The sequence below is a fragment of the Frondihabitans sp. PAMC 28766 genome (assembly GCF_001577365.1).
Lineage (GTDB): Bacteria > Actinomycetota > Actinomycetes > Actinomycetales > Microbacteriaceae > Frondihabitans.
Genome location: NZ_CP014514.1, coordinates 103,156 through 129,637 on the forward strand (window position 1 = coordinate 103,156; position 26,482 = coordinate 129,637).

Here is a 26,482-nt window from a genome sequence, read left to right on the forward strand (position 1 = left end):
CTGCCACCACATTGGCTCCACAATCTGGAAGGACCCCATGTCCCGCACGACCCTCCTGACACGCTCGGTGAAACACCCGGTTCGCGGTGTTGACCGCCTGATCGGCAATGTCCGGCACGGCCGTTTTGAACGCACCCTGTCCGTCCTGACGGCGGTCGGAGCGGTGGTGACGACCGCGGAAATCTTCTTCGAACACGACAAAGCAAGCTTTGGGAACCGGTGGATGTACACCCCCATCATCGTCGGCCCGATCGGTGCCCTCTCTGGGGTCGCCGGGTTCGCCAGCTACCGCCTCGCCAAGACGGTCCTCCCCGTGGCCAGCACCATCGTCGTCGCCAACGGCCTGCAGGGCACAATCCTGCACGCCCGCGGCATCGGCCAGAAACCGGGCGGGTGGAAGAACTTCCGGTACAACATGGAAATGGGGCCGCCACTTCTTGCCCCCCTGCTGGTCACCCTGGTCGGTGGGATGGGCCTGCTTGCGGCTGTTCTACGGCGCGAGAAATGAGCGACGCTACCCTGCCGTTGCCAGATGAGTCCGGCGGTGGCCGTTTCCCCGGGTTCGACGTCATGGATCAGTCCAAGCATTGGGATGACGCCACTCTCGCTGTCATCGGAAGTCGGCTGCATGACCTTCCCCACGTGCGCTTTTTCACCCCCGCCGAAGAAGCCACGGCGAAGGCCGTCCTTGATCAGTTGGTCGGGCAACAGGCGGCGCCTGGAGAACCCAACATTGACTTGGTCCGCATGGTCGACCGGCGGCTAGCGGAAGACGAGACCGATGGCTGGCACTACGACACAATGCCCCCCGACGAACAGGCGTGGCGCGACACCCTGAAAGCTCTCGACGAAGACGCCGTCGCCGAATCCGGCAGCATGTTCGCGGAGTCATCCTGGGACAATCAACACGCGCTGCTCTCCTCCGTCCAGGGGGGCGAGGGCGATGAGTGGCACGGCATGCCACGAAAGGCCGTGTGGAGTCTCTGGACCAGATATGCGGCCACCGCGTTCTACTCCCACCCGGCGGCGTGGAACGAGATCGGTTTTTCCGGCCCCGCCTACCCCCGCGGGTACAAAAACATCGGCGTCGACAAGCTTGAAGGTTACGAGGTCCGAGACGCCCACCCACAAGACAATCCCGTCTCCGGCGGCCACACATCAGGGAGCAACTCATGAGCTACCGCGACGTTCGAGAACGTAATGAGTCCGCGTGGCTGTTGAAGAAGAACGGCTCCGGGATGGAGCACGGTCTCCGCCGCGACATGCGACGATTCGAGGACACCGACGAGGTCGACCTCGTCATCATCGGCTGCGGTGCCGGCGGCGCCACCTTGATGCAGCGCATGGCCCGGCAGGGCTGGAATGTTGTGTGTCTGGATGCGGGCCCGTTCTGGGATCCGGAGAAGGACTGGGTCAGCGACGAGGCCGGATCGCACAAGCTGTACTGGACCGAACCCCGCCAGATCGGCGGCGCAGACGCCGTCCCGCTCGGGTCCAACAACTCCGGCCGCGGCGTCGGCGGATCCATGGTCCACTACGCCGGGTACACCCCCCGCTTTCACCCGAGCGACTTCCGCACGAAAACGAACGACGGTGTCGGAGCTGACTGGCCGATCACCTATCCGGACCTCCGCCCCTATTACGAAGACATCGAGAACGAACTGCCGGTCGCCGGGGAGAACTGGCCGTGGGGAGACCCGCACAGCTACCCCCACACTGCCCATCCCGTCTCGGGCAATGGGGAACTCTTCCAGCGCGGGGCTCTCTCTGCCGGAATCACTGCGAAGGTGGGGCCTGTCGCAATCCCGAACGGCAGGTTCGGGAACAGGTCGCACTGCATCTACCGCGGCTTCTGCCTCCAGGGCTGCAAAGTGAACGCGAAAGCGTCACCGTTGATCACCCACGTTCCCGACGCCCTCGCCCACGGCGCCGAGATCCGTGCCGACTCGATGGTCACCCGCATCGAAATCGACCAGAAAACGGGGCTCGCTACCGGGGTGCACTACGTCCGCGACGGCCGATCACGATTCCAAAAAGCACGGATGGTCGCGATCGCCGGCTACTCGATCGAGACCCCCCGGCTGTTGTTGAACTCCACCTCGGCTCGCTTCCCGGACGGGCTCTGCAACGACTTCGATCAAGTCGGCCGCTACCTCATGGTCCAAGGTGCCCCGCAAACCGCCGGCCGCTTTGACCAGGAAGTGCGCATGTTCAAAGCGCCGCCGCCCGAGGTCAGCACCGAAGACTTCTACGAAACCGACCCCACCAAGCCCTACAAACGGGGCTTTTCTATCCAAACGGTTTCTCCGCTGCCGATCACCTGGGCAGAACACGTCATGGCGCAGGGCTACTGGGGGGCCGACCTCCGCAACTACATGTCCGACTATATCCACTGGTCATGCCTTGGCGCGCTCTGCGAGTTCCTTCCCCAGCCCGACAACCGGGTCACCCTCGCCGACCAGAAAGACCGCAACGGTCTCCCCGTCGCGCACTTCTCCTACACCCAATGCGACAACGACAAACAGCTCGTGAAAGCAGCCACCGGGGTGATGGAACGGATTCTAAAGGCGGCCGGCGCCGATGAAGTCATCACCATCACCCGCAACGCCCACCTCGTCGGCGGCGCCCGCATGTCTACGGACGAAACGAACGGCGTGGTCGATTCGGATTGCTTCAGTTTCGCGGTTCCGAATCTGATGATCACCGATGGCAGCGTTCTCCCTACCCAGGGGAGCGCCAACCCGGCCCTGACCATCATGGCCGTCACCGCGCGAGCAGCTCACCGTCTCAGCGCAAGGGGCCGGTCCGGCCGGTGACTAATCACCGCCGGCACCTGGTGAGGCGGTACCTGCGAGGGTTGAATGTGTCGGTCGCTGGCAAAACGCAAGCGTTCGGATACTCGATCACCATCACTGCCGCGTACGGGGCCGTATCCGCCAGAAGCCCTCACCCCACCGAAGCGGAAGTATTCGGGTTTGCCGTCATCGGGTCGCCGGGTTCTCAATCCTGAACGTGGTCGTGGCGTTGTTCCTCAGCAATGCACCACCGAAGGCCGAGAAAACGAGGGTTCTGCTGCTGTCCACGGCAACAGACTTTCTGGCCGTAGGCGCAGGTGTCGGATCAGCGATCCTCCTCAGCCTTCTCCTGCACGGGGTGGCCCCGTGGTTGCTGGCACCATTTGTTGCCGGAGTCCTTTACGTCTTGGTTCAGGCGCTGGAAATCAGTGTCGCCCGCAGCCAGGACAGCGACGACGACGACTGATCGCGACACGCGCAGGCCGGCAGCCCCGCCCCAGGAACTCGTCCTCGGCGCACACTGGCCACTATGACTTCCTTTCCCTCAGGTGCCCAATTCGAGATCCGTCATGGTGAGCAAGTCGCCACGATCGTCGAAGTCGGCGGCGGCATCCGCTCCTTCACGGACGCAGGCCGAGAGGTGCTGCAGCCGTACCCGGTGGACGCGATGTGCGACGGTGCCCACGGGGCGCCGCTGATTCCTTGGCCGAACCGGCTCGCCGATGGCCGCTACACCTACCACGGCACCGACTACCAAGTTGCCTTGACCGAGCCCACGAAGAAAGACGCCATCCACGGTTTTCTCCGCTGGCGTCCCTGGCAAATGCTGGAGCACGAGACTTCCCGGGTCGTCATGGGGACCCGGTTGTTTCCTCTTGAGGGGTACCCGTTCCTGCTCGATGTGCGCATCGAATACGCCCTCGGCCCAGACGGACTCACCGTCACGACAACCGCCCACAACGCCGGCCATGACACGCTGCCCTACGGATGCGGTCAGCACCCCTACCTCTCCCCCGGCACCGATCAGACGGTCGATGACTGCATCCTGCAGCTCGACGCGGCGACGAGGATCACCACGGATCCCGAGCGGGAACTTCCCACCGGCACCGAACCGGTGGCAGGAACCCCGTTCGACTTCCGCTCACCAAGGAAACTCGGTAACCAGAAGATTGACTTCGCATTCACGGACCTCGCCCGTGACGACAATGGCCGCGCGTGGGTGCACCTCACGGGCCCTGACCACCGCACAGCGTCACTGTGGGTAGCCAGCAGTTACCCCTATGTGGAGCTGTACACGGCAGATACCCTCGAAAAACCCCGCCGTCGCCAGGGGTTGGGGACTGAACCCATGACCTGCCCACCGAACGCTTTCGCCACCGGTCAAGACCTGATACATCTTTCACCCGGCGAGTCGACCAGCACCAGCTGGGGAGCTAAATTGATGTTAAGGACCAACGGCTAAGGACGTGCCTGCTTCTGGATGCTGCAGGGCCGCTGTCGTCGTCACGAGGCCGGCTCGAGCTTCCTATTGAAGGTCCTCAGTAAGTAGTCGCGTCGCTCGATGGTGCACGTACCGGGGTGTTTAATCAGGAAGCTACTCACGGCGAAGCAGTCATGTCACATTCGGTCTCGGCACCCTGTTCCTGGAGGCTCTGCAAGTCCGACGATACGTCGGTGCCTGGCCTTATCGAGCACAGGCGCAGATGGTCAGACGCGGTAGTCATCGATGATGGCAGGGCGGTAAATGGGTGACGCGTTCGGAGCGGTGTTGGTTGCGCTGAGGCGTACTTCATCGTTCTCGATCGAGGCGATAAGACCGACGGGGAACAGGACCCTCGACTTGCCGTGCCCAAAAAATGTTCCAGAAGCGACTTCGAGGAACGTGATTTGTGAGTCTCTCGGGTCAAGGACAAGGCCCTCGACTCGGCCGATGACGTCGCCTGCCGCGTCTCGAACGCGCAAAAAGCGGATATCGATGTCCGAAGGGTCAATCATTTTGTCGATCTCGTTCAAGCGAACCAGCGCGCCGAACGCACCCGAGGCAGGCTTTCTCACGGTCTTACGCCGGTTATCGCCCCGGAGACAGCTCGTTGCCCATTCATGCGGGCTCCGTTTCGAGGGCGGGGTGGTTGCTGGTGTGGGGGCCTGCGAGTTGGGCTGCGTCGAGCCACCCGACGAGCCGCAGTCCAGTGTCCACCACCGGCAGTCCTGCGTCGCCGCTGTGATTCGGGAGGGCTGCCTGTGCGTCTGCGAGGGTCATCGGGGCTAGACAGACGGGGTACTCGACAACAGCGTCAGCCACGGTCCAGTCATGCTTGGTCGCATCGCTAGCAAGGGACGGGAGGGGTTTGCTAGAGAGGACGCCGAGGTAGCGGCCGTTGTTGTCGGTCACCGCGAGAGCAGGGCGGCCGGAGGACAGCAGCGTGAGGAGCCCGTCGCTAAGCGGCTCCGTGGCTCGGAGGAATGGCGCGTCGGTGCGCATAGCGTCTGCCACCCTGCGTGTTGAGCGATCCACTATTGCGGGTGGCGGGGCTGAGGGCGCCGCGGGTGCGTCGAGGTCGATGCCACGGCGGCGGAGTTTGAGGGTGTAGATGGTGTCTTTGCCGAGAAGCCGTGACGTTCCGGTGGCCAAGACGATGGCTAACAGCAGCGGGAGGATGATGCTGTAGTCGCCGGTGAGTTCGAAGAGCATGATTCCGGCGGTGATCGGTGCGCGGGTTGTTCCGGCCATGGTGGCGCCCATGCCGACGATGGCGAATGCGCCTGCTTGACCGGCGAGGGCCGGGTCGATGAGGCCGATGACCTGTCCGAATGCTGCGCCGAGCATCGCTCCAACGAACAGGGACGGGGCGAAGACACCACCGGAGCCGCCGATCCCGAGGGTGAGGCTGGTCGCGATGATCTTCCCGACAAGGAGCACGAGCAGGAATCCGAGGGCGTACTTTCCGGCGACGCCGTTGTCAAGGACCGGGTAGCCCACGCCATACATCTGCGGCAGCACGAACAACAAGCCGCCGAGGAGCAGGCCGCCGGCGACGGGTCGGAGCCATTCGGGTCCGCGCCAGAGGAAGTCGCAGAGGTCTTCGATCGCGTAGAGAACGCGGGTGAAGCCGACGCCGACGAGCCCGGCGATAATTCCGAGGAGGGCGAAGAGGGCGTACTCGATGTTCGCGTGGACGGTGAACGACGGCAGGGAAAGAAATGGGTTACTGCCCAGGAGTGCCCTTCCGACGACGGAGGCGCTGATGGAAGCGAGGACGACGACGCCGAAGGAGCGGGCGGTGAAATCGCGCAGGATGATCTCGAGAGCGAAGAACACGCCGGCGATGGGAGCATTGAAAGTCGCGGCGATGGCGCCTGCGGCACCGCAGGCGACGAGGGTTTTCAGCCGGTCGTCCGGCATCTTGAGCAGGCGCCCGAGGGTGGAGCCAAGGGCTGACCCGATCTGGATGATGGGGCCTTCACGCCCGACCGAGCCGCCGGAGCCGATGGTGATCGCGGAGGCGAGGGCTTTCACGACGGCGACCTGGGGGCGGATCCTGCCGCCGTTTTTCGCCACCGCGAACATGACTTCGGGGACGCCGTGGCCGCGGGCTTCGGGTGCGAACTTCTGCACGAGGGGGCCGTAGATCGCACCGCCGATCGCGGGGGCGATAATCACGAACGCGCCACCGAGCCACGGCACCCACGGGTTCGCGGGATGCCCGATCGTGGCCGAGTAGTCCGCCGCACCGCTGAAAACCTGGGTGGCGGCTTGGATGAGCCACCGGAACCCCACCGCGGCGAGCCCTGCACCGAGCCCGACGACGACAGCGGGAATGCCGAGGTGGAGGGCAGTCCAGACAAGTTGATGTCCTTCCCACTCCCGGATCCGCTCCGACACGCGGCCACCAGTCGTATGTGTTTTGACGGCTGACACCGCACCCCTTCCATGTACACTTGCAACAGTTGCCGTTATGCATGTAAAGGTATCAGTGTTTGGAGGAGCTGGTGAACGATCCCGAGGTCATTGCCCCGGTGGAGAGCACATTGGTGGCGTCGCGGGCGCTACTAGGGATCGTCGCGCGGTCGGTCGCCAGCGCCCTCGAGGTGGTGACCCTGCCCCAGTTCCGGGTCCTCGTCCTTCTCAGCACGGGAGGCCCGACAAGGGTGGGCACACTGGCGGAGCAGGTCGGGGCGGTCCCTTCCACGTTCAGCCGGTCCGTGGACCGGATGGTCGCTGGCGGCTGGGTGGAACGGAGCCTTCGGGAGTCGAATCGGCGGGAGATTATCCTCAATCTCACTCCCGACGGCCGCCATCTTGTCGACTCGGTCACGGAGCGTCGCCGCCACGAGATCCGCGATGTCTTGAAGACAATGTCTCCCGAGGATCAACAAACGATCGCGTCCGCGTTTCACCTGTTCACGGCCGCGGCCGGAGAGCCGACCGTCGCCGACCTGCTGACCCTTGGCCTATGACCGGCGCGGCGGGCATGAGCGGGCACATGTGGATGCCGAGCGCACCACCGACAGTTGCGCGTCTGCTCACTGTGCATCTTCAGCCGGTCCCGATCCTGCCGACTCTCGCTGTCCTCCTGCTTGTGCTCTACCTGTGGGGTGTCGTCCTCCTGCAGCGTCGGGGCGACCGGTGGCCGGCCGCCAGAACCCTCGGCTGGCTCGCCGGAATCGCGACGCTGCTCGCCGTGACCGCAACGGGCCTTGACGGGTACGGGATGGAGTTGTTCAGCGTCCACATGGTCCAGCACATGGTCATCGGCATGCTGACCCCAATCCTGCTGACCCTCGGCGCACCCGTCACCCTGCTCCTCCGCGCCCTTCCTGCGGGCCGTGGCGACCGGGGTGGCCCGAGGCGCCTGTTGCTTCTGGTGTTGCACAGCAAGGCGGCCGCGGTCATCACGCACCCGGTCGTCACCCTTGCCCTGTTCCTCGGGAGCCTTTACGGGCTGTACTTCACGCCCCTGTTCGATGACCTGATGCGCACCATGTGGGGGCACAACCTCATGCTGGTGCACTTCCTCGCCGTGGGCATGATGTACTTCTGGGGCGTTGTTGGCATTGACCCGACCCCGCGCCGCGGCCACGGCATGTCGATGCTGTCTAGGCCTGTTCTTCGGATCTTCGAGCTCGCCGTCACCGTCCCGTTCCACGCATTCTTCGGCGTCGTGGTGATGATGGCCACCAGCCTCATCGTCCAGTTCTACCGGGTGCCCATTCCCGGCTGGGGAATCAACCCACTCGCCGATCAAGCCGTCGGCGGGGGTATCGCCTGGGGCTTTACCGAGCTGCCGACCCTGATCATCCTCGGCGTCTTGTTCGTGCAGTGGCAGTCCGACGAGAAACACCTCACCCGCCGTTTGGACCGCAAAGCGGACCTCGACGGTGACGCCGAGTTGCGTGCGTACAACGACCGCCTCGCCGCACTCTCAGGAAACGGTGCGACCCACCAGTGATCGGCTACGCGTTCACCCTCGGCCTTCTCGCCGCCGTCAACCCCTGCGGATTCCCGCTCCTCCCGGCCTACCTTGCCTCCTTCGTCGCCCGGGGCGAGGACGCGACTCGGGTGACCAGGGTCGCCCGCGGCCTGATCGCCGGCGGGTGCGTGACGGCCGGGTTCCTTCTGGTTTTCGTCCTTGCCGGTGTCGCGGTCGGCCTCGGCGGCACCCTCGCGTTGGCGTGGACCCCGTGGGTCATGGTCGCCGTCGGCGTTGCCATCGCCGTCTTCGGTGTCGCGACCCTCATAGGTCGCGCTCCCACATTCACCCTGCCGACCCCGGGAATGCGGCCGGGACACGGCGCGACCACCATGATCATGTACGGCATCACCTACGCCATCGGTTCACTGTCGTGTTCCCTGCCACTGTTTCTTGCCAGCGTCACCGAACGATTCACCCACCTGGGTGGTTGGGCAGGCGTGGGCACCGTGCTCGCCTACGGGCTCGGCATGGGCTTCTTCGTCACCGGAACCGGCATCGTCGCCTCCCTCGCCGGCACGAACGCCGCCCGCCGGATCCGGCCGTTGGCACGAATCGTCCCCGTCGTCGGCGGCACCGTCCTGGTCGCCTCCGGTCTCTACCTCGCCCTCTACTGGACGTTCGATGTTCTCGCGCCCGAGACCACCGTCGGCATCGTCGCGATCGGGTCCACCGTCCAACAAGCCGTCTCCACCTGGCTGTCCACCCACTCGCTCCGGGTCGGCATTACCGCCGGCGTCATCGTCCTGACCAGCTTCGTCTTCGTCGCCATCACGGAAGCCCGACGGGCACACACACCGCCGGCCGCCACCCCCGAAAGGACCCCTATTGGCCACGACTGACCTCCCCCCGACCCGGAAACGCCGCGGCCCGGAAAGGTGGCTGATGTGGACCATTGTCGGCACCGTCGTTGCCGTCGTCGTCGCCATTGTCCTGATCGCGTCCTCGATCCCCGCGGTCACGGCAGCCGCCACCGACATCGAACCGCACATCGACAAACGCACCGCCACACTCCTGGAGCTTGACCCGCTGACCGCCGTGAACGTCACCGCGCCCGCGTTCACCCTGACGGACCAGGACGGCAAACCGATGTCCCTTGCGGGCTACCGCGGAATGCCCGTCGTCTTGAGCTTCAACGACGACGAATGCACCGACCTCTGCACCCTCCTCGCCCAAGACGTCCGCGCCGCCGACACCGACCTCGGCACCGCCGCCAAGAAGATCGCCTTCGTCTCCATCAACGCCAACCCGTACTACCCCTCGCCAACAGCAGTGAAGCAGTGGGACGACCAGCACGGACTCGGCCACGAACCCAACTGGCACTTCGGCACCGGAACCCCCTCCACCCTCGCCACTCTCGCCCACCAATACGGGGTCCCCATCGACCTCGACGCCAAGAGCAAGACCGTCACGCACGGTGCTGAGATCTTCTTCATCGACGGAAAAGGCCACGAGCAAGCCATCGGCCAATTCGGCACCGAATCCGCCGATACCGCCCTGTTCAGCCATGCCGTGGCGCAGGCTGCTGACGACCTCCTGCCGGCCAGCGAGCAGACGACAGTCGCTGGCCCGGCCGTCCCCGCACCCACCAGCGCCGGCACCCAGATCGGTGCTCTTCCCACCCCCATAACGCTGCCCTCGCTGAGCGGAGCGACCACGCTCTCCACACGCACCGACAAAGGGAAGTACACGGTGATCGACTTCTGGTCGAGCACCTGCACCGCCTGCATCCGAGGCATACCCGCACTGGAAGCCGAACACGACGCCGTCGGCAAACAGGTCGCGTTTCTCGGCATCGACGTGTCCGACCCGTCCGCCTCGGCACGAGCTTTCGCCACCCGCTACAGGGTCACATTCCCACTCGCGGCCGACACGGCAGGATCAACCGCTGGCCGCTTCGCTATCACCGGGCTCCCGTACACAGTCATCCTCAACCCGTCCGGGAGGGTCGTCATCCGGCACCCCGGCGCCTTCACCACAGAGCAACTCGACTACCTCCTGAAGACGCTCGATACCAAGCTCCCGTCCGCTTCATGACACACAACCAACCGGGCTTGTCAGGTGAGGGAGCGGGTGCACCCAATTCCGACCCCACAACCCCCTGATTCGTGAAACCTGGAGATCACCCCATGACCGAAGCCACCATCGACGCCCTCGCTACCGCTGTCGACCCGACCATCATCGACGTCCGCGAACCCCACGAGTACCGGGATATGCACGTCAGCGGGGCCGTGAACGTTCCCCTCGGCGACCTCCGCGGCCGCCGAGGGCACATCCCCGACGCGCACCCCGTGTACGTCATGAGCGACTGCGGGAAACGCTCTGCCGAGGGCGCCCAGATCCTCACCGAGCACGGTCACGACGCTGTCTCCGTCCGCGGCGGCATGGCCGAGTGGATGACCTCCGGACACCCCACCACCTGACACCCAGCCATAACCACGGACGCAATCACGCAGGCAATGGTTCCGCGTCCCTGGAAGCGACCTCATGGTCTAGAAGGTTCAGCCGTGGACTGTATCAACTCGCAGCCGGCATCATCAGGTGGCGCATTTTAGCCCATCGGCACAGGCAGTCACTCTGTCACGGCGACTGCCAAAATTCTTTCGACGGTCTCATTCCGACGGTCTCATTGGAGCAAAATGCGCATTCCCCTCCCCCTGATGAGCTTCCCTGTGGTGCCGCAATGACATCGACAGAGACGCTCGCGACCGAGATCCTGCTCGTCTCCGTCGCAGTCATCGCGGCCGTGTTCTCCAACCGACTCAGCGCCCTCATCCGCATTCCCGCCCCCGCACTGTTCCTCATCGTCGCCGCCATCCTGGCGAAAATCTTCCCCCTCCTGGGTTCCCTGCCGCGTGACACGGCGGAGTCCCTGGTCACCATCGCCCTCGTATTCATCCTCTTCGACGGCGGGATGCACATCGGCTGGAAGCGGTTCCGCGCCTCGCTGACAGCGATCACCTGGCTGGGGATCCTCGGGACGATCATGACCGCCGCCGCCGTCGCCGCCGCCGCGTATCTCCTCTTCGGCTTCGACCTCCGCCTGGCGCTGCTGCTCGGGGCTGCCCTGTCGCCCACTGATCCTGCCGTCGTCTTCTCCGTCCTCGGCAAAAGGGAAATCAGTGGCCGGACCGGGACGATCCTGGAAGGCGAGTCGGGGGCGAACGACCCAATCGGGATCGCCCTCCTCGTCAGCCTGCTCGCCGCCAACGGGGTCGGATTTCACGCCGTCTCGGCGGGCCTTGGCGAATTCGGCCTGCAGCTCGCCGTCGGTACCGTCGTCGGGATCGCCGGCGGCTGGGCGTTATCGAAACTGATCCGCCATCTCTCGCTCCCCAACGAAGCCCTCTACTCGGTCTGCACCATGGCGTGCGCAACCCTGATCTACGCGGCAGCGACGCTGCTGCAAGGGTCCGGGTTCCTCGCCGTCCTCCTGGCCGGAATTCTGATCGGCGACGCTCGCGCACCCTTCAAACGAGAGATCCGCCGATTCAGTTCGAGCCTGGCAACGATCGGGGAGATGGCGGCCTTTTCGATCCTCGGCCTCAGCGTCCCCCTCGACACGGTCATCCAGCCCGAGGTCATCTGGCCAGGTCTCGCCATCGCTGGACTACTGATCTTCGTCATCCGACCGCTGCTCGTCGGGCCGATGCTGCTCCCGGTGAAACTGCGAATGGGCGAGCGCGCATTCGTCCTTTGGGGCGGCCTGAAGGGCGCTGTTCCGATCCTGCTCGGCATGTTCATCCTCGGAGCACACATCAGCGGAGCCAATAGAATCTTCGGAATCATCTTCGTCGTCGTCCTAGTCTCCGTCGTTCTGCAAGGTGCACTGATCCCCCTGTTCGCGCGTGTCTTCCACGTTCCAACGTCCGTCATCGAACCCGAACCCTGGGCATCCGGGCTGCGCTTCCGACAGCAACCCGAAGGTCTCGGCGAGTACCTCGTCGAGACCGGCTCGTCGGCCGACGGTCACACCATCGACTCTCTGGCTCTCGGCGACGATGGCTGGGTCAGTCTCGTTCGCCGTGACGGTGAACTCGTCCAGGTGCGCGGCTTCACAAAACTTGTCGTCGGCGACGTCGTCCTCGCCCTCGGCGACGACCCCGAAACCGTCGCCCACCTGTTCAAGGCTGACGAGAACCGTCCCACCGCCACTCTCTAGAACACGAAGCACATACAGAACCTGCTGCGAGTCGACAACGAGATACTGAGCAATTAGCGCTGGCAGTTGCGGGACATGCACGTTTTCCGCGAAATCAACGAACCGGCGCCGCCGCTCCTAGCCCGTCCCGAGGTGGCCGCGGAGGACGCTGTCGATATCGCCGGCCTCTTCGAGGAGCTGTTGGATCCGCAAGCCCAGCGCGTCGACATCGTCGAGAACCTCATCCTGCCTGACGGCCAGCTCGCTGCTGGTGAGGCCCCGCAACGGTCCACCATCGGACCGGGCAGGCGTGACGATTTCCACGGTGCCGGTCAGGGCGCGTAAGGGCCCAATGAGCGTCGTCACCGTGCGGGTGCTGAGGGTCGGAACGGTGGGGACCCATCCCCACTGGTCGATCGAGGTGGCCAAATGGCTGACCTGCCGCCAACCCGGGTCGACCTGCTTGTGGCAGTCATGCTCGTCCGGCGTTGCCCTCTGGACGTCGAGCAGGTCCCGGGTGGCACCCCTGTCTCGGCCTATGAGCAGCACGGCGACGACCTGCAACCAGCGCCTGGCCACACACGAAGGGCACCTCCTCGGATCGTCCTCCCACCCTAGAACGGTGTCTCCGACCACCGTCTGGTTTCCCTCTAGGCGCACCTGGTCGGGGTGAGGGTGTGGATTTGTGTCCGGGTCATGCCGAGTTCCCCCGCGAGGAGGATCAGGAACGCGTCCCTTCGCCCTCGCACTCCGATCGGAACCGGTACCGGGGTTGCTGCGCCATCGCCGCCCGGGCGTCCAACCGGCTGTCGTCCTGTCGCCACAACACGGCCGGTGGTGGGCCGGGCCGCTCGAGTACGAGGGGCAAGCCTGCGGCCTCGTGTCGGCTGCGGATCGCTCGAATCCGCTGCGCCCGCGTCGACGCGGCTGCCGGCAGATCTTGCAGGAATCGTTCCACAATCTCCGGTGTCGCAGGAGGGCGCCAAGGTCCCACGATTCGCACCAGTCGGCGAAGAGGTTCCACTCCCGATCCAAGGCTCTCGAGGTGGCCGCGTTAGAGCTACTGGTGGGCATGGGGTTAGAGGCCGATCATGGTGACGGCGTTCTGTTCCAACGGTGCGTTCTCTCGGACATAAATCTCGACTGTGGCGGGGTTTTTGTGCATCGACTGCCGCATGATTTGATGATGCGACGCCCCCGCACGGATGGCTTGGGTGATGAACCCGGCCCGCAACGAATGCCCCGACAGGGCCTCTGCCGGGAGGCCCGCGTTCCGGGCGCGTTCCTTCACGATCTTCGCCACCGCATCCCGGACATGCCCCGCATCAACAATGGATCCCCGCCGGCAGATGCCGGGAACCCGTTCTTCGTCAAGGCCGGGAACAGGGCGACACTCCGCGGCAGGGTCGCTACGAACGGGTCGCGGCAGAGGTGCACGGCAATGTTCTGCGTCCGCAGGGCCCGCATCACCTGGGGACGCCCCTCCCCGCCGCCACCAGGAGCGCATACCAGCGGCGGAACGCACACGGCGGACACGTGGCGGAATTCGCCCCAAACGGCAGGCCCTTGATGGCGCCGTGCTGCTCCTGGTCGGTCTTCGACCTGACGACCCGGACGTGGAGGCCGTCTTCGTCGTGCAGGGTGATGTCGCCCAGGGTGAGGTTGGTCAGTTCGGAACGGCGAAACGCCCCCGCGAAGCCGAGGACGAGGACGGCGATGTCGCGGGTGCCGCGGACCCCGGCCGGGAAACTGGTGATGTCCGTGGCCAACACGGCCTGCCGGAGCCCATCCAGCAGCAGCGGCGCCGACTGGTCCCGGGGTCGGGCGTGCTTGCGGCGGATCCCGGCCAGGACCGCCTGCACGGTGGGGTGCTTCGTCGGGACTCAAAACCGTGCTCAAGGTGGTCGCGGGCGATCGCCGCCAACCAGCGGGTCATCGACGACGGCGCATACCGCCACCCACCCGTCTCCGTCGTGACGAGGGACTTCTCGGTCAGGTACTGCACCACGGTCCCCGGGGACAGCGGGCAGGTGCTGGTGGCCTCAAGGACCGCCGGGTCGGCGGTGTCGCCTTCGATGTACCCGGCAAGCCACCGTTGCAGCTGGCGGATATCGCTGGCGTACGCCCGTCTCGTGTTCTCCGAGATCGACGCGTCGGCAAGTTCCGCGGCGGCCGCGGCGAGCTCTGGGCGGGACCGGTACGCCTGGATCGCACTCCCCCGACTGACCCGCCTCGCAGCCACCGCATTCGATGCGCCGGCAGGACCAGCCGTCCTCGCCTGCGTCGTGCTGCCCATGCGCCGTTTCCTACCTCTCGGGACCCCCGGAACCATCTTGTAGCCCGTTTTCGCTCAAAGAGGCCCTGACGGGTGGTGTTTCCGATAATCCCTATTATCGCTGGCTCAATATTGTGGGTGGAACAGAGACGCCTTTGCCAGGATTTGAGGGTCCCGGAGAGTCCAAAGGACCCATTTCGTCATTCCGGTGAGTTCGGCGGAGCTCGATTCTTCGGCTGGCTTGTCAATTCTCATGAGCCTTGCCACCCCGCACGGCCGCCGATTGCTGCGCTGGTGACAGTCCCGAGGCGAGCCGTGAGCGGCCCACGCAGGCTCGCCGGGCTCCGCTTACCCGACCTAGAGTGGGGTTCAGCGACGACACGGATACGTGAGGATGGACGAGGGTGTAAGTGAGCTCGAGCGTCACCGACTCGCTGCCGACACGACGGAGCACCCTAGCCGCGGGCAAGAAGGTCGACCTCTGGGGGTCCCGTTCCGCTTGCGGGTCGGTAGGAGTTCTCGGCTACATTGCCAATCGGATTCTCACGGCAGCATTGCCTTTTCTCAAGGTGCGCAAGACGCAATCCGGCGGCGGACCTGAACCTCGAATACAAGCCCTCGCGGCCAAACTCCCTGGCGTGCCCTGCCCTCGACTCTGCTGATGCGAACTGGAATCAGGCACTGGAATCCGCGCCACTAGGCAATCTCGACCACCCTTTTCTCGATCGAAATCGGCTGACCCGACCTACGGCATTCTCACGTTCTCCTGCCGCGCCGTCGTTTGGCAATAGAACGTGAGAATTGGCACGAGAACGAGAGAATGACAATTTGCCGTGAGATCACCCAGCAAAAAACCCTGGAACGAGAATCCTTGGACGCAGATAACCCAAGGCCGGAATCTAGCCGCTGAATCCTCCGCAAGGCAACTGGAGACGACTTGGCAGACTGCGGCGAAATCCCGAGTGCGGAGGGCGCGAACAGAGTACCGGCGTGCGGTCGACCTGTGAGGGTTATCCACGAGTCAAAACGATTTTGCGGGCCGCGAACAAAGTACCCAACCAACGCGCATGTACTTTGGTCGCGATTCGGCACTCTGTTCGCGTCGAATCGGTACTCTCCTCGCGCTTCTCGGTACTTTGTTCGCACGCCGATCCACGATCGACATCCCGGATGCGCTCAGGCAGGCCGATCGGCGCGCCTGTGAATAACTCCCCTAGTAGTTCTCCTATAAGACCACCCGTAACAAAATGGCTTCTTAAGGTGACCACAGAAGAAAAATCTCTCGTTCCAAACATGGTAAAAAGCTGCAGGGATGAAGAACACACTCCGCGCGATTCTGAAGCCCGTCTCGAACTGCATGTGGCCCTCAGCGCGTCAGAATCGCACCTCTCGGCGCCGAGGTAGGCCGAGGACGGATCAGCAGTCGATTGGGCGCTCCTCAGGAGCTCTGACAGGCTCGCAGGGATGTGTGACTCGGTCATTGACGTCGGTACTCTGTTCGCGCCCGTAATCGTGGGTACTTTGTTCGCGCGTGGCGGCTCTGCCCTGGCCTGTCGGTACTCTGTTCGCGCGATCATCACTGTTCCGAAGGGTGACACCGTTGTGGGGGGTTCTATTCGCGCCATTGTCGCTCGCTTGGTCGATACTCTGTTCGCGCATCGGGCCGCCGCCGGACAGTCCCCGCGAACAGAATCCCCCACCCTAGATTTCAGAGTGGTTCCTCGTAGGTACTTTGTTCGCGGGGGCATAGGTACTCTGTTCGCACCCTCACGCACCCCTACTCCCAGAAGGCCTGTAACCTGGCTCGATGGTTAGGAAAATAAGCCGCGCGAACAGAGTACCGATAGTCATGGGCGCCAGGTAACGCCGGATCGGTACTCTATTCGCGGCTGACGTCAGACCTTGAGGATGCGCTTGGCGGTTGTCGTGGGGACGGGAGTCGGGCCCGGGAACAGGACGAAGAAGTTCTGGTCGTATTCGTAGCGAAGCGCGGGGAACACGATTTTGATCTCGATGAGAGCCTTCAGGAACTGGATCTTGAAATCGCGTTCCCGCTTGGTCTGCGATCCGAACTGCACGTAGAGGTCCGACCACTTGATCCGGGTCGGCCGCTCGAGGGACCACAGCCGGTAGCCGAGCCAGATGTAAATGTCGATTCGGAGGGGCGCCGAACCAAGAACGCGAAGAGCATCCAGATCAACGGGGATGGGATGCGCCTTGATCGAGTCGTAGAACGGCGTCGAAAGCCTCACCTTCGAGGACCAGAGCCCCTCCATGGTCAGGTCCTCCCGCTCACTGAACCAAAGCTGTACCTCGTCGGCGATCTGGAAGTACTTCTGCGCGACTCCGTAGCCGGCACCCGCCTCGCCGAACGCGATGCCTTCGACTGACAGCTGCGAACCGAAAACGCGCTGCATCTGGTCGCGGAGGCGGGCGCGATTCTTCCCTCCCGCGGTGACCCCCAGCTTCTCCATGAACGCGTTCATGGAGGCACCCAGCTCGAGCTCCGGTGAATTCGTGCGGTAGGCCTCGGATGCCATCCACGTCATGATGTGGCGGGGCAGGATCCCGAACGGGTAGGCGTTGATGTCGCGTCCGTCTGGCGTCGACATGGCTGCGGGTCGCACGCGGAGCGTGATCGGTCCGTTGCGGCGGACCCAGAAGCTCTGATCGCCCGGGTCGTTGTAGGGCAGGGTCACTTGGGCCCAGACGCGCGCGGAGAAGCCCACGTTGTAGTCGATCTTCTCTGTCATCTCGCGGTTGCCGGCGAAGTTCAGCCGGTCCACCTTCCCCCGTGACATCTCGGGCATTGCCGACGACCCGACAGCGCCAAACCCGGCCGCCTCTATGGGAATGTCCTCGTACCTGCTGGCCAGTTCGGTGCCGGGAGTACTGTCGTCGGTGTCGCTCATCGGGGTTCCCCTCCGGGACGTCGTCACGGTTCACGCAACCGCTCCCCCGCGGTGCTTCGCGGGTCGTTGGCGTACAGCCAGAATGGCTCAGATCGCGCGAAATCCCGCGCAATCATGCGGCGTGTTCTAGCCTCTTCGCGCCCAACGATGCTACGAATGCGCGAGGCTTCCTTGGTCGCCTCGAGCGAGCCCTTTCCGGCCTCCGTCGAACCTTTTTCCGTTGTTGTATGTCTCCTCGAGACGGCGGGTTTCGTTGACGATCAGCTGCATTCCCAGCTCCCTGAGGGACGAGACGCCCTCGAAGGCGCGGGCAGCGCCGAACGCAGCTCGGAATGCGTCCCGATCCTCTCTGCGTAGGTCGAAGGTGAATTTGACCAGGTCGTCCGCCGCCTCTCCTGGAAGGAGTTCCGTGGCGGACCGTCGCTGGGGTGAAGGTGCACCCCGGCGTGCTGTCGGCACCGGCGGGACTTCGACAGCGGCTCTAGAGGGTTCGTCCGTGAGAAGCCCGGGGTCAGCGGTCAGTTGCTCTGCGGCGGGCGTGGTCGGCGCCGCCGTTCTATTCGATCGAAGAAGCGTGCTGGTCGCACCGGCGGCGGGGGAGGCCACGCGTCGCGGCGGAGGACCGCCTACGCTGCGGTTCACGGGTGTGTCAGACATGAGCTTCCTCCGTCGCTGCTTCGGCTTCCTTGGCCATGAGTCGCGCGATCATCTCGCTTGTGACGGCTTGCAGGCTGTCCGCGACGGACTGGGCCGACTGAGGTCCGGGTGATTCGACGGCCTCGCCCTTCTTGAGGCGCTCGTACCATTTCGGGCTCTTCCGCACCTTGTCGTCGAGCTCATGCACTAGCAGTCCCTTGTCACGTGCGGAGGCGGCGGTGGCTTCCGCGTGCCGGACATAGTTTTCGAAGACGACGTCTCGTGCGGCCTCTCCCCCGAGGTCGGCGACGACCTTCGCTGCGAAATCTGCACGGACTCGACTCGCCGACGCTCCCGAGGCGAAGAGAACTACTCCGAGGAGATCCAGATCCGGGTTGAGGTCGATGACCTGGTCTAGCCGCTCGGCGGTGAGTTTCAGGCCCTTTCGCGAGGCGTCCTCCGTCTTCGCGGGGATGAGGATGTAGCGGGCTGCGGCGACAGCGGCGGACTGGATGATGTCGTTCCCGGGCGGGCAGTCCAGGAGGATGACGTCGTATTCCCCCGCTATCCGGTCGAGGACACGCGCCAGGCTCAGTCGTGCTTGCTGCAGGGAATCGCCGCCTCGGGTCGACTGACTGACGAGGGTCGCTGCGGCGTTCTCGATGAATCGTCCGCCGACGAGGACGTCGAGGTTCGGTCGAACGTTGCTGGCGGGGTGGGCGAGGTCGTCGGGGTAGGTGAGCGCTTTGGACAGCGCTTGGCCGTCGTCGTCGATGGCTGTGCCTGAATAGCCGAGGTCCAGTCCGAGGTTCCCCTGGTGGTCCAGGTCGACCACGAGTGTGCGCCAGCCGCTTGCGGCGAGCATTCCGCCGATATTGGCGGTGAGGGTGGTCTTCCCGACTCCCCCTTTGCCGTTGATGACCGCGATCACCCGCTGGAGGTTGATGCGTTCGAAGGGCTCAGCCATGTGTCTCTCCAAGATCAGGTGTATTACGCGTCCAAGGCTAACTGGGTAATCCGGGCACCGTGGGTAACCCGGACAGTGCACCTTGGAACCAATTGATGCAAGGTGTCGCTATCCGGGACGTCCGGGTCACCTGAAAGTATAGGCAATGCAGGACTCCCCGGAGAAACCGGGAAACCTGGCAAACCCGGATAGCGAGAATATCCGGCTAACCAGGAAACCCGGGCAACCGGGATAGCGCCGACAACTGAGGCCAATTACTGTCCGGGACACCCAGAGATGCCAGACACCCCAGGTTCCCCGGCATTCCCGGACAGCGTGAAATCGCGCAGAATCGACGAATCAGATGTGCTAAACCATCCGGGTCGATCTTGGGGTTCTCGCCTCAGCGGCCCGCACAGGGCCCGTGGGACGCTAGCGTGATTCTGAGGTGAGGGAGAAAACGATCGGTCCCGAGATGCGCCGCGACCTTCCACTGCAGGTCGATCATTGAGTTGTGGCATGGAAGATCGGGTGCAGTCCTCACCCACATCGCCCGCTGTGGAGATCGTTGTCGACTCGCCTACTCCGTGGGAGGCCGTGAAAACGGTGCGGTCGCAGAAGGAGGGGCGATCCCGCAGGGAGGGTCATCTTCGTCAAGGCGAGGAAATGACCCCAGCGTTCACCCAACCAGGCGACTACTCGCTGGCGATCTCACGAGCCCGCGCCCGCTCCCGACGAGAGGGAGCCGAGGTAGCTCAGTGGTGCAGGTAGGCGAGGGTGTGTTCGTCACACAGCGGCCACGGGAATGTGTCCCCGTCGTCAAGGGTGACGTATTCGGGGGCGGGGAAGGATGCGCGTCCGCCGCAACCGTCAACCGTGCATTGGTCGACCATCGGCCACCGGCGCCCGTCGACCCCTAGTTCTTCCTCACGACGAACGTTGACGATGGTGCCGGTCTCCCCGTCGATAGCCGTCAGGGCAAGGGACGAGTCACTGGTCGTGGTGACGGGTGTGGTGCGGGGAGGACGGTTGTCACGGCAGCGCAAGGACATGCCCCCATTTTTCCACCTTTACCTGCACGGCCTGTCACCGCCCGTCGCCGCGAAGGAAACCCACCACCCGTGGTCCCTGCCATCCGCAGCCTCTTCTCGCGTCCACCCCAGTTATTCGACCCCCGGAAGTGGTGATTCCAGACGCGGGGTGCTGAGTACCTCGAGCGGGGGTGTGGGGGATCGTTGGTTCGGCGGAGTAGCTTCCAGGGGGTGCGGCAGGGGGCTGCACAGGACGGGACGCCTCATGCTTTTAGTCGGTAAGACCATCATCGTGACCGGCGGGAATTCCGGGATTGGCGAGGCGATCGTGATCGCTGCCGCTCGGGAGGGCGCGAACATTGTGATCGACTATGTCGCACACCCGGAGGCGACGACGTCTCTGATCGAGCGGATCGAGAAGGAGGGCGGTAAGGCCGTTGGCGTTGACGCGGATGTCAGCAAGGCCGAGGGCCTGCACCGGATGGTGCAGACGGCGGTCGACTCGTTCGGCCGACTCGACGTGATCGTGAACAACGCCGGAATCGAGACCCGAACGGGGATCCTTGACACGACCGAGGAGGACTTCGAGAAGGTCATGGCGGTCAACCTGAAGAGCGCGTTCTTCGGCACCCAGTTCGCAGCGAAGCAGTTCATCGCCCAGAAGACAGCCGGGCTCGTGATCAACATCTCCAGCGTGCACGAGGACTGGCCGATGCCCGGCAACATCGCGTACTGCGTCTCCAAGGGCGGCACGCGGATGTTGACCCGGACCGCGGGCGTGGAACTCGGGCCGCACGGCATCCGCGTCGTCAACGTCGCACCCGGCGCGGTGGACACTCCGATCAACACCTCGACCACGTCGGATCCTGCGAAGTTGAAGCAGCTCGATGCGGCGATCCCGGTGGGTCGTCTTGCGGAGCCGGATGACATTGCGGAGATGGTGGTGTTTTTGGCGTCGGGGAAGTCGTCGTACATGACCGCGACGACGGTGTTCATCGATGGCGGCATCATGCAGGGCAGCGTCGGCCTGTAATCCGTCCGGCCCGGACGGTAAAGCAGGCCAGGCTAAAGCGCCCGGGTCGGGGCGGGCCCGCTCCGTGGGTGGTGTCTGCCTGTGGGGAGGGAGGTGCCCATGGTGGAGTGGTACCTCGGGTCGTGGAACAGTTTCGTGGTGAGGACTTCGGTGTGGCGGGCGAGGGAGAACAGGGCGGCGGCGGTGGCTGCGCCGAGGAGGGGCCCGAGGACGTAGATCCAGTAGCGGCCTAGGTTTCGCGCGATGAGTGCCGGGCCGAGGCTGCGGGCCGGGTTCATGCTGGTTCCGGTCACGGGTGCAAGCTGCCAGACCAACACCGTGATGAGTAGCCAGAGGAGCAGGGGTGTGAACCGTGCGGTGCGGTGGTGGCTGGTCATGAAGAAGATTGCCAGCAGCAGGCAGGCGGTCATCCCGGCCTCCACGGCGACAGCGAGAACATCAGGGACACCCGCCGCGGGTGTGGTGAGCCCGTCGGAGACGCTGACTGCTTGGTTCCGCCACAGTGCGTGGGCGGCGAGGGTGCCGGCGATCGCGCCGGCGAACTGGGACACGAGGTAGCCGAGAAGATCATGCCAGTGGACTTTTCGTTGCGTCCAGAAGGCCAGGGTGACGACCGGGTTCAGGTGTGCGCCGGAGCGCCGCCCGAGCGGGCTGATCGCTATGAGGCTACCGGTCCCGGCGAAGATCAGCCCGGTCAGCAGCAGCCTCTCTGATATCGGCAGGGCCCGTATGGGTGAGGCGGAGCCGAAGTCGAAGCAGATGGCTGAGACACCGACGAACAAGACGATGGCGGTGCCGAGAAGTTCGCAGAGCCACTCAACAGGGTGAAGACCCGATTGCGGTACCGTCGCACCGGTCCTCGGCGATGTCGAGGCGTGTGGTGTCGTCACGTCGTGGTTGCACCTCGGGCGGTGTCATGGCGGGGGTCGTGTGCGCTGGCGGGCTTGGCGTCGTCGTGGGGGTGTGTCTGTCCGGCGAGGCGTCTGCGGCGGTTGCCGCGGGAGTGGTCAAGGGCCGCTTCGATGGCGTCCGCCGCGCGGACGAGGGCGAGGTGCGAGAGGGCTTGGGGGGTGTTGCCGACGTGGTGCCCGGTTGCGACTTCGATCTCTTCGGAGAGCATGCCGACGTCGTTGCGGTAGCCGACCAGGCGATCCATCAAAGCGGTCGCATCGTCGAGGCGCCCACTGCTGGCGTACTGCTCGGCGAGCCAAAACGAGCAGGTCAGGAACGGGTTCTCGGTGCCGGTGAGGCCATCGATTCCCGACTCTGTGCGGTACCGCACGAGCAGGCCGTCTTGCAGGAGGTCTTTCTCGATGGCCTTGACGGTGCCGAGCATTCGCGGGTCGCGGGCGTCGACGTAGCCGACCTGTGAGAGCTGCAAGAGTGACGCGTCGACTTCTTTGGACCCGTACGACTGCGTGTAAGTGTTGCGCTCCTTGTCGAAGCCGTTGGTCTCGATCTCGTCGCGGACCTTCTCGCGAAGTTCCATCCACCGCTCGACCGGGCCGTCGAGGTGGAACTGCTGCACACCGCGCACGGCCCGGTCAAGGGCTGCCCAGATCATGACGCGGGAGTGGGTGAAGTGCTGGGCGGGCCCGCGGATTTCCCAGATGCCGTTGTCGGGGCGGTCCCAGTTGTCTTCGACGTACTGCATGAGAGCGCGTTGCAGCGCCCACGAGTCGCCGCTTTCTTCGACGCCGAGTTCGCGGGCGTCGTGCAGGGCCACCATGACCTCACCGAACACGTCGCCCTGGTACTGGGTGTAGGCGCCGTTGCCGGTGCGCACCGGCTTCGAGTCGCGGTAGCCGGGCAACTCGTCGATGGTGTTCTCGAGCAGGTACCGTTCGCCGCTGAGGCCGTACATGATCTGCACGTCTTTCGGGTCGCCGGCGATCGCCCGCAGCAGCCACCCGCGCCAGCCGGCGGCCTCGTCGGCGAAGCCGTGCAGGATCAGCGCCTGCAGGGTCATCGACGCGTCGCGCAGCCACACGTAGCGGTAGTCCCAGTTGCGCGAGCCGCCGAACTGCTCAGGCAAGCTCGTGGTCGCCGCCGCGACGATGCCGCCGGTGTCCTCATGGGTGAGAGCACGCAAAAGCAGCAGGGACCGGTGCACTTCTTCGTCGTAGGTGGCGGGGGCGTCGGAGTGGGACGCCCACTCCTGCCACCAGGCGACCGTCTCATCGATCCGCTTCCCGGCGTCGATCGCGGCCGGCGGTTCGCGGTACGACGGGTACCAGGTAAGCGACAGGTCGACCGTCTCGCCCTCCCGCACCTCGAACGTCGCCTGGTGGGTGTGGTCGGACGCGGTGAGCTTGGGCCCGCGAACGATCACAGCGTCCGGGCCGGCGGCGGCGATGAGGGCGCCGTAACGGTCCGCGTTGACCGGGTCCTCGGTCGACACGGAGGCGTTCGCACTCCAGTCATCGAGTGCGTCTTCGGTGATCTGCCGGATCCAGGGCATCGCAGTGGTGTACCCGAAGCGGATGCGGAGGTCTTCGACCATCGTCACGGTCCCCGAGATGCCCTTCACCCGGCGGATGACGTCGGCCCTCCGGTCGCCGTAGGGCATCGTGTCGGTCACCTCGACCACGCCGGTCGGCGTCGTCCACGTCGTGACGAGCACGAAGGTGTCATCGACGTACGCACGCGTCGAGGTGGCGTTCGCGTCTTTGGGTGCGACGAGCCACCGCCCGGAGTCATCAGTGCCGAGGAGCCCCGCAAACATGGAGGCGGAGTCGAACCGGGGCAGGCAGAGCCAGTCGATGCTGCCGTCGTCTCCGACGAGAGCGGCCGTGTGGCAGTCGCCGATCAGTGCATAGTCTTCAATCGCGAGGGGCATGCACTCATCCAAGCATCGCCTCCCAGTCGACGTGAGCAGACACGGAAGCTGTCACACAGATCAGCCGCGCCTGACCGGGTCGTGTCACTTTCACCCCTTCGCTGTGACCGGCGACAATTCTCATTGGCGTGGTGGCGCTGCGCGGCGCATGAAATTGGGGGGGGGCCCTTTTTGCGTCCGGGTTTACGTGTGATGGGCTGCGTGGTGGAGCCTGTTGGGGCAACGCGTGGGCAGTTGGCGGACGTTGGGGTGGGGCCTTGTGGCGTGCGTGTTCAGGTTTCGTGGTGGTGTTTTTTCCAGGTGAGGGTGACGGTGGTGCCTTCCCCGGGAGCGGAGGTGATGGTCGCGGTGCCGCCGATGCTTGTGAGCCGTTCGATGATGGATGTACGGATTCCGAGCCGCGGGCTGGGTTGGGTGGTGTCGAATCCTGCTCCGTCGTCGGTGATTGTCGCGGTCAGCTCGTCGTGTTGCCAGCTGGCGGTGACGCTGCGGTGGATGGGGCCGGGGCCTGCGTGTTGGACGCTGTTCATCAGGGCCTGCAAAGTGGCGGCGAAGAACACTTCCGCGACGGTGGCCGGGACCGTGTTGCCCTGGAGACCATGGGAGGTGAGTGTGGCGTGGATGCCGAGTTCCTGGCAGATGCGGGTGAAGCGTTCGGTGACTTCGCGGAAGGAAACAGGTTCCGCGGTGGGAGCGTCCGTGTTGGCGGCGATGACATCGAGGGCGGTTCGGGCGAGGGCGGTCGTGTAACGGTACTCCGCGGGGGAGTGGGCGCGGCTTGCCGCGAGCAGGCTCGACATGACGTTGTCGTGCAGGAGAGCGTCCACGTTCATCCGTTCCACTTCCATGGCGTGTTCGGTGGTCACGGCGGCGTACCGGATGATGGCAGCGGTTTCGGCGCCGTCGACGCGAGCGGTGGAGCGTCGGAGGATCGCGATGATCAAGACGGTCGCGATACCGACGATGAACGCGTAACCGGAATCCAGGGCGGCTTGCCCAGCGCCGGCGCCTCCGCCAGAGGGTGTCAACCTGACGAGGAAATAGGTCGTGGCGATGAGCAGGGTGTAACCGGTGGCAATGAGTTCGGAGAAAGCGATCGCCGCGGCGGCGGTGGCGACATTGCAGAGATACCAGGGCCAGGGCTCCGTCGGTAGCACTGCCCAAAGGCTGACCGGGGCGAAGGGCCAGGTGGTCAAGATGGCGAGGAAAGAGGCGGCGACGGCGATCGCACCGGTTCGGACGTACCGGCTGAGTGCTCCAGCGGCGACCGCCCAGATCAGGGCAGCGTACAAGATCAGGCCGAAAGTCCACGCCCACCGCTGATCCATCGTGCTCGCGCTTCTCAGGGACACGGGGATCGTTAGAGCGCCGAACACCAGACAGACGCCGGCGAAGGCGCGGCCGATGACCCGCTCCAAGCGAAACGACCTCGTCGCCTGCTGGCCCGTGAAAGATTTCCTGCCACGCACAACCGGAGCCATCGTGTTGAAAGCCATGTTTCCGTGATCCACCTGGTCCCTCGTTCTCCGTCTGAATGGCCGCAACTCTCAACCGGAACTGGTCAGGACGGTGGCAGTGGCCGTGCTGACAGCGCCTGACCATCGTGATCGTCGTGCGTCCCTGATCCTCAAGTGCACCCCAGCTGGGCGGCGGAAGCCAGAGGCCGGCCGTACCCCATTCGGGGACCGACGAATTTCGAGGAAGCGGCATTTGCGCTACTTGCAAAGAGGTACACGCGTCGCTTCCACCCCCACTATCTGACCCCCGATAATGGTCCTTATCGGAATTGACCCCTAATAGCTCCTCCTGAACAAGAATTAGCGTCCGGACGACGGTGGTGCCGGGCTGAATGCCGGGGGAGCGGGTGACGTGACCGCCGTCGTGGTGGGGCTGGCGGACTTTTCCTCGGCGATGCTTGTGCCGCGACCCGCATCCAGGCGGCGGGAAACGGCGGGCGTTTCAGTCCGGCGTTGGCCGTTGGTTCGCGTCTCGGTCTTTTACGAGTTCGTTGATTTTGTGTTTGAGGGTTTGGGTCTCTTTGGTTGTGAGGCCTTTGTCGTCGGCTTCGTTGTCGGTGAGGTGGGTGCGGTCCTCGGCGGAGGATTCCCGGTCGGTTTTCGAGTCTCGACGGTCCAGGGCTGCGGCGCGACGTTTCCCCGGGCCGGCATACACGGCGTCAGGTCCCGTGAAGGCGTCACGGTCCGACACGAGTGCACGCTCGTCCGCGACGTCGTCCAGGGCGGTCGCCTGGTCGTCTCGCGTGTCAGCGTCCCCGAGGATCTTTTTCACCTTCTCGGTGAGGCGCCCCCGGTCAAGGGCGCGCGCTTCCTCCTCCGTCAGCGTGCGGAGTTCGGACTCGACCCCGGGATTGTTGTCATCCTCGGGGTTGGGAGGGGTGTTCAC

At 64.6% G+C, this 26,482-nt stretch carries 24 protein-coding genes; 12 read left to right on the forward strand and 12 right to left on the reverse strand.

The window, feature by feature from the left end; translation table 11 throughout:
* Positions 1–37: 37 nt before the first annotated feature.
* The 5 genes from AX769_RS21165 (at position 38) to AX769_RS21185 (ending at position 4,257) form a co-directional block, all read left to right on the forward strand.
* Entirely contained in the window at positions 38–508 is a 471-nt protein-coding gene (locus AX769_RS21165; protein ID WP_066284282.1) for a hypothetical protein, read from the forward strand.
* Entirely contained in the window at positions 505–1,176 is a 672-nt protein-coding gene (locus tag AX769_RS21170; RefSeq protein WP_066284283.1) for a gluconate 2-dehydrogenase subunit 3 family protein, read from the forward strand. Before AX769_RS21165 ends, AX769_RS21170 begins: the two co-directional genes overlap by 4 nt.
* Positions 1,173–2,816, forward strand: coding sequence for a GMC family oxidoreductase (locus AX769_RS21175; protein ID WP_066284284.1), 1,644 nt, complete (start codon positions 1,173–1,175; stop codon positions 2,814–2,816). The genes AX769_RS21170 and AX769_RS21175 overlap by 4 nt, the downstream gene beginning before the upstream one ends.
* Before the next feature lie 202 nt (positions 2,817–3,018).
* The gene (locus AX769_RS21180) at positions 3,019–3,261 is read left to right on the forward strand and encodes a hypothetical protein (RefSeq protein WP_157887855.1); all 243 of its coding nucleotides are present in this window, start codon (positions 3,019–3,021) and stop codon (positions 3,259–3,261) included.
* 63 nt (positions 3,262–3,324) lie between these two features.
* Positions 3,325–4,257 (forward strand): aldose 1-epimerase family protein, encoded by a 933-nt coding sequence (locus AX769_RS21185; protein WP_066284287.1) that lies wholly within the window; start codon positions 3,325–3,327, stop codon positions 4,255–4,257.
* Between the two features lie 245 nt (positions 4,258–4,502).
* Here the strand turns inward: AX769_RS21185 and AX769_RS21190 are convergent, their stop codons facing one another.
* Positions 4,503–4,850 carry a PRC-barrel domain-containing protein gene (locus AX769_RS21190; RefSeq protein WP_157887856.1) on the reverse strand — a complete coding sequence of 116 codons (348 nt, stop codon included), beginning with the start codon at positions 4,848–4,850 and terminating at the stop codon, positions 4,503–4,505.
* A 43-nt stretch (positions 4,851–4,893) separates the two neighbouring features.
* On the reverse strand, positions 4,894–6,666 hold the full coding sequence (locus tag AX769_RS21195; protein ID WP_239452102.1) for a chloride channel protein: 1,773 nt from the start codon (positions 6,664–6,666) through the stop codon (positions 4,894–4,896).
* 119 nt (positions 6,667–6,785) lie between these two features.
* On the opposite strand from AX769_RS21195, the gene AX769_RS21200 reads away from it, so the two are divergent.
* From AX769_RS21200 to AX769_RS21225, 6 genes are all read left to right on the forward strand, one after another.
* Entirely contained in the window at positions 6,786–7,253 is a 468-nt protein-coding gene (locus AX769_RS21200) for a MarR family winged helix-turn-helix transcriptional regulator (protein ID WP_157887857.1), read from the forward strand.
* Entirely contained in the window at positions 7,250–8,245 is a 996-nt protein-coding gene (locus AX769_RS21205) for a cytochrome c oxidase assembly protein (protein WP_239452087.1), read from the forward strand. The genes AX769_RS21200 and AX769_RS21205 overlap by 4 nt, the downstream gene beginning before the upstream one ends.
* Positions 8,242–9,108, forward strand: coding sequence for a cytochrome c biogenesis CcdA family protein (locus AX769_RS21210; RefSeq protein ID WP_066284292.1), 867 nt, complete (start codon positions 8,242–8,244; stop codon positions 9,106–9,108). The genes AX769_RS21205 and AX769_RS21210 overlap by 4 nt, the downstream gene beginning before the upstream one ends.
* A 43-nt stretch (positions 9,109–9,151) precedes the next feature.
* On the forward strand, positions 9,152–10,303 hold the full coding sequence (locus AX769_RS21215) for a redoxin domain-containing protein (RefSeq protein WP_066284294.1): 1,152 nt from the start codon (positions 9,152–9,154) through the stop codon (positions 10,301–10,303).
* 92 nt (positions 10,304–10,395) lie between these two features.
* Positions 10,396–10,689, forward strand: coding sequence for a rhodanese-like domain-containing protein (locus AX769_RS21220; protein WP_066284296.1), 294 nt, complete (start codon positions 10,396–10,398; stop codon positions 10,687–10,689).
* 260 nt (positions 10,690–10,949) lie between these two features.
* Positions 10,950–12,428, forward strand: a complete 1,479-nt coding sequence (locus AX769_RS21225) for a potassium/proton antiporter (RefSeq protein ID WP_066284298.1) — start codon at positions 10,950–10,952, stop codon at positions 12,426–12,428.
* 117 nt (positions 12,429–12,545) lie between these two features.
* On the opposite strand, the gene AX769_RS21230 is transcribed toward AX769_RS21225, so the two are convergent.
* The 6 genes from AX769_RS21230 to AX769_RS21260 form a co-directional block, all read right to left on the reverse strand.
* On the reverse strand, positions 12,546–12,971 hold the full coding sequence (locus AX769_RS21230; protein WP_157887858.1) for a hypothetical protein: 426 nt from the start codon (positions 12,969–12,971) through the stop codon (positions 12,546–12,548).
* 514 nt (positions 12,972–13,485) lie between these two features.
* A complete protein-coding gene (locus AX769_RS25540) occupies positions 13,486–13,710 on the reverse strand; it encodes a tyrosine-type recombinase/integrase (RefSeq protein ID WP_066284300.1) in 225 nt (74 codons plus the stop codon).
* A 163-nt stretch (positions 13,711–13,873) separates the two neighbouring features.
* Entirely contained in the window at positions 13,874–14,269 is a 396-nt protein-coding gene (locus tag AX769_RS21240) for a hypothetical protein (RefSeq protein ID WP_066284302.1), read from the reverse strand.
* 2,308 nt (positions 14,270–16,577) lie between these two features.
* Positions 16,578–17,594: a replication protein RepA gene (locus AX769_RS21250; RefSeq protein WP_082764158.1), complete on the reverse strand. Its 1,017-nt coding sequence runs from the start codon at positions 17,592–17,594 to the stop codon at positions 16,578–16,580.
* Positions 17,595–17,744: 150 nt separating this feature from the next.
* Positions 17,745–18,251, reverse strand: coding sequence for a hypothetical protein (locus AX769_RS26160; protein WP_157887859.1), 507 nt, complete (start codon positions 18,249–18,251; stop codon positions 17,745–17,747).
* Entirely contained in the window at positions 18,244–19,278 is a 1,035-nt protein-coding gene (locus tag AX769_RS21260) for a ParA family protein (RefSeq protein ID WP_239452088.1), read from the reverse strand. The genes AX769_RS26160 and AX769_RS21260 overlap by 8 nt, the downstream gene beginning before the upstream one ends.
* A 1,194-nt stretch (positions 19,279–20,472) precedes the next feature.
* On the opposite strand from AX769_RS21260, the gene AX769_RS21270 reads away from it, so the two are divergent.
* Positions 20,473–21,240 carry a glucose 1-dehydrogenase gene (locus AX769_RS21270; RefSeq protein WP_066284310.1) on the forward strand — a complete coding sequence of 256 codons (768 nt, stop codon included), beginning with the start codon at positions 20,473–20,475 and terminating at the stop codon, positions 21,238–21,240.
* 32 nt (positions 21,241–21,272) lie between these two features.
* On the opposite strand, the gene AX769_RS21275 is transcribed toward AX769_RS21270, so the two are convergent.
* From AX769_RS21275 to AX769_RS21290, 4 genes are all read right to left on the reverse strand, one after another.
* The gene (locus AX769_RS21275) at positions 21,273–22,022 is read right to left on the reverse strand and encodes an MIP/aquaporin family protein (protein WP_157887860.1); all 750 of its coding nucleotides are present in this window, start codon (positions 22,020–22,022) and stop codon (positions 21,273–21,275) included.
* Positions 22,023–22,126: 104 nt separating this feature from the next.
* Positions 22,127–24,079 carry a glycoside hydrolase family 15 protein gene (locus AX769_RS21280; protein ID WP_082764159.1) on the reverse strand — a complete coding sequence of 651 codons (1,953 nt, stop codon included), beginning with the start codon at positions 24,077–24,079 and terminating at the stop codon, positions 22,127–22,129.
* Between the two features lie 272 nt (positions 24,080–24,351).
* The gene (locus tag AX769_RS21285) at positions 24,352–25,575 is read right to left on the reverse strand and encodes a sensor histidine kinase (RefSeq protein ID WP_066284315.1); all 1,224 of its coding nucleotides are present in this window, start codon (positions 25,573–25,575) and stop codon (positions 24,352–24,354) included.
* Positions 25,576–26,038: 463 nt separating this feature from the next.
* On the reverse strand, positions 26,039–26,482 hold the full coding sequence (locus tag AX769_RS21290; RefSeq protein ID WP_066284318.1) for a hypothetical protein: 444 nt from the start codon (positions 26,480–26,482) through the stop codon (positions 26,039–26,041).

Bases quoted from the DNA above. Each gene is read 5' to 3' on its own strand.
- AX769_RS21175 (WP_066284284.1), top strand. From the start codon at position 1,173: ATGAGCTACCGCGACGTTCGAGAACGTAATGAGTCCGCGTGGCTGTTG.
- AX769_RS21280 (WP_082764159.1), bottom strand. From the start codon at position 24,079: ATGCCCCTCGCGATTGAAGACTATGCACTGATCGGCGACTGCCACACG.
- AX769_RS21250 (WP_082764158.1), bottom strand. From the start codon at position 17,594: ATGAGCGACACCGACGACAGTACTCCCGGCACCGAACTGGCCAGCAGG.
- AX769_RS21285 (WP_066284315.1), bottom strand. From the start codon at position 25,575: ATGGCTTTCAACACGATGGCTCCGGTTGTGCGTGGCAGGAAATCTTTC.
- AX769_RS21220 (WP_066284296.1), top strand. From the start codon at position 10,396: ATGACCGAAGCCACCATCGACGCCCTCGCTACCGCTGTCGACCCGACC.
- AX769_RS21225 (WP_066284298.1), top strand. From the start codon at position 10,950: ATGACATCGACAGAGACGCTCGCGACCGAGATCCTGCTCGTCTCCGTC.
- AX769_RS21165 (WP_066284282.1), top strand. From the start codon at position 38: ATGTCCCGCACGACCCTCCTGACACGCTCGGTGAAACACCCGGTTCGC.
- AX769_RS26160 (WP_157887859.1), bottom strand. From the start codon at position 18,251: ATGTCTGACACACCCGTGAACCGCAGCGTAGGCGGTCCTCCGCCGCGA.
- AX769_RS21215 (WP_066284294.1), top strand. From the start codon at position 9,152: ATGTGGACCATTGTCGGCACCGTCGTTGCCGTCGTCGTCGCCATTGTC.
- AX769_RS21270 (WP_066284310.1), top strand. From the start codon at position 20,473: ATGCTTTTAGTCGGTAAGACCATCATCGTGACCGGCGGGAATTCCGGG.
- AX769_RS21185 (WP_066284287.1), top strand. From the start codon at position 3,325: ATGACTTCCTTTCCCTCAGGTGCCCAATTCGAGATCCGTCATGGTGAG.
- AX769_RS21205 (WP_239452087.1), top strand. From the start codon at position 7,250: ATGACCGGCGCGGCGGGCATGAGCGGGCACATGTGGATGCCGAGCGCA.
- AX769_RS21170 (WP_066284283.1), top strand. From the start codon at position 505: ATGAGCGACGCTACCCTGCCGTTGCCAGATGAGTCCGGCGGTGGCCGT.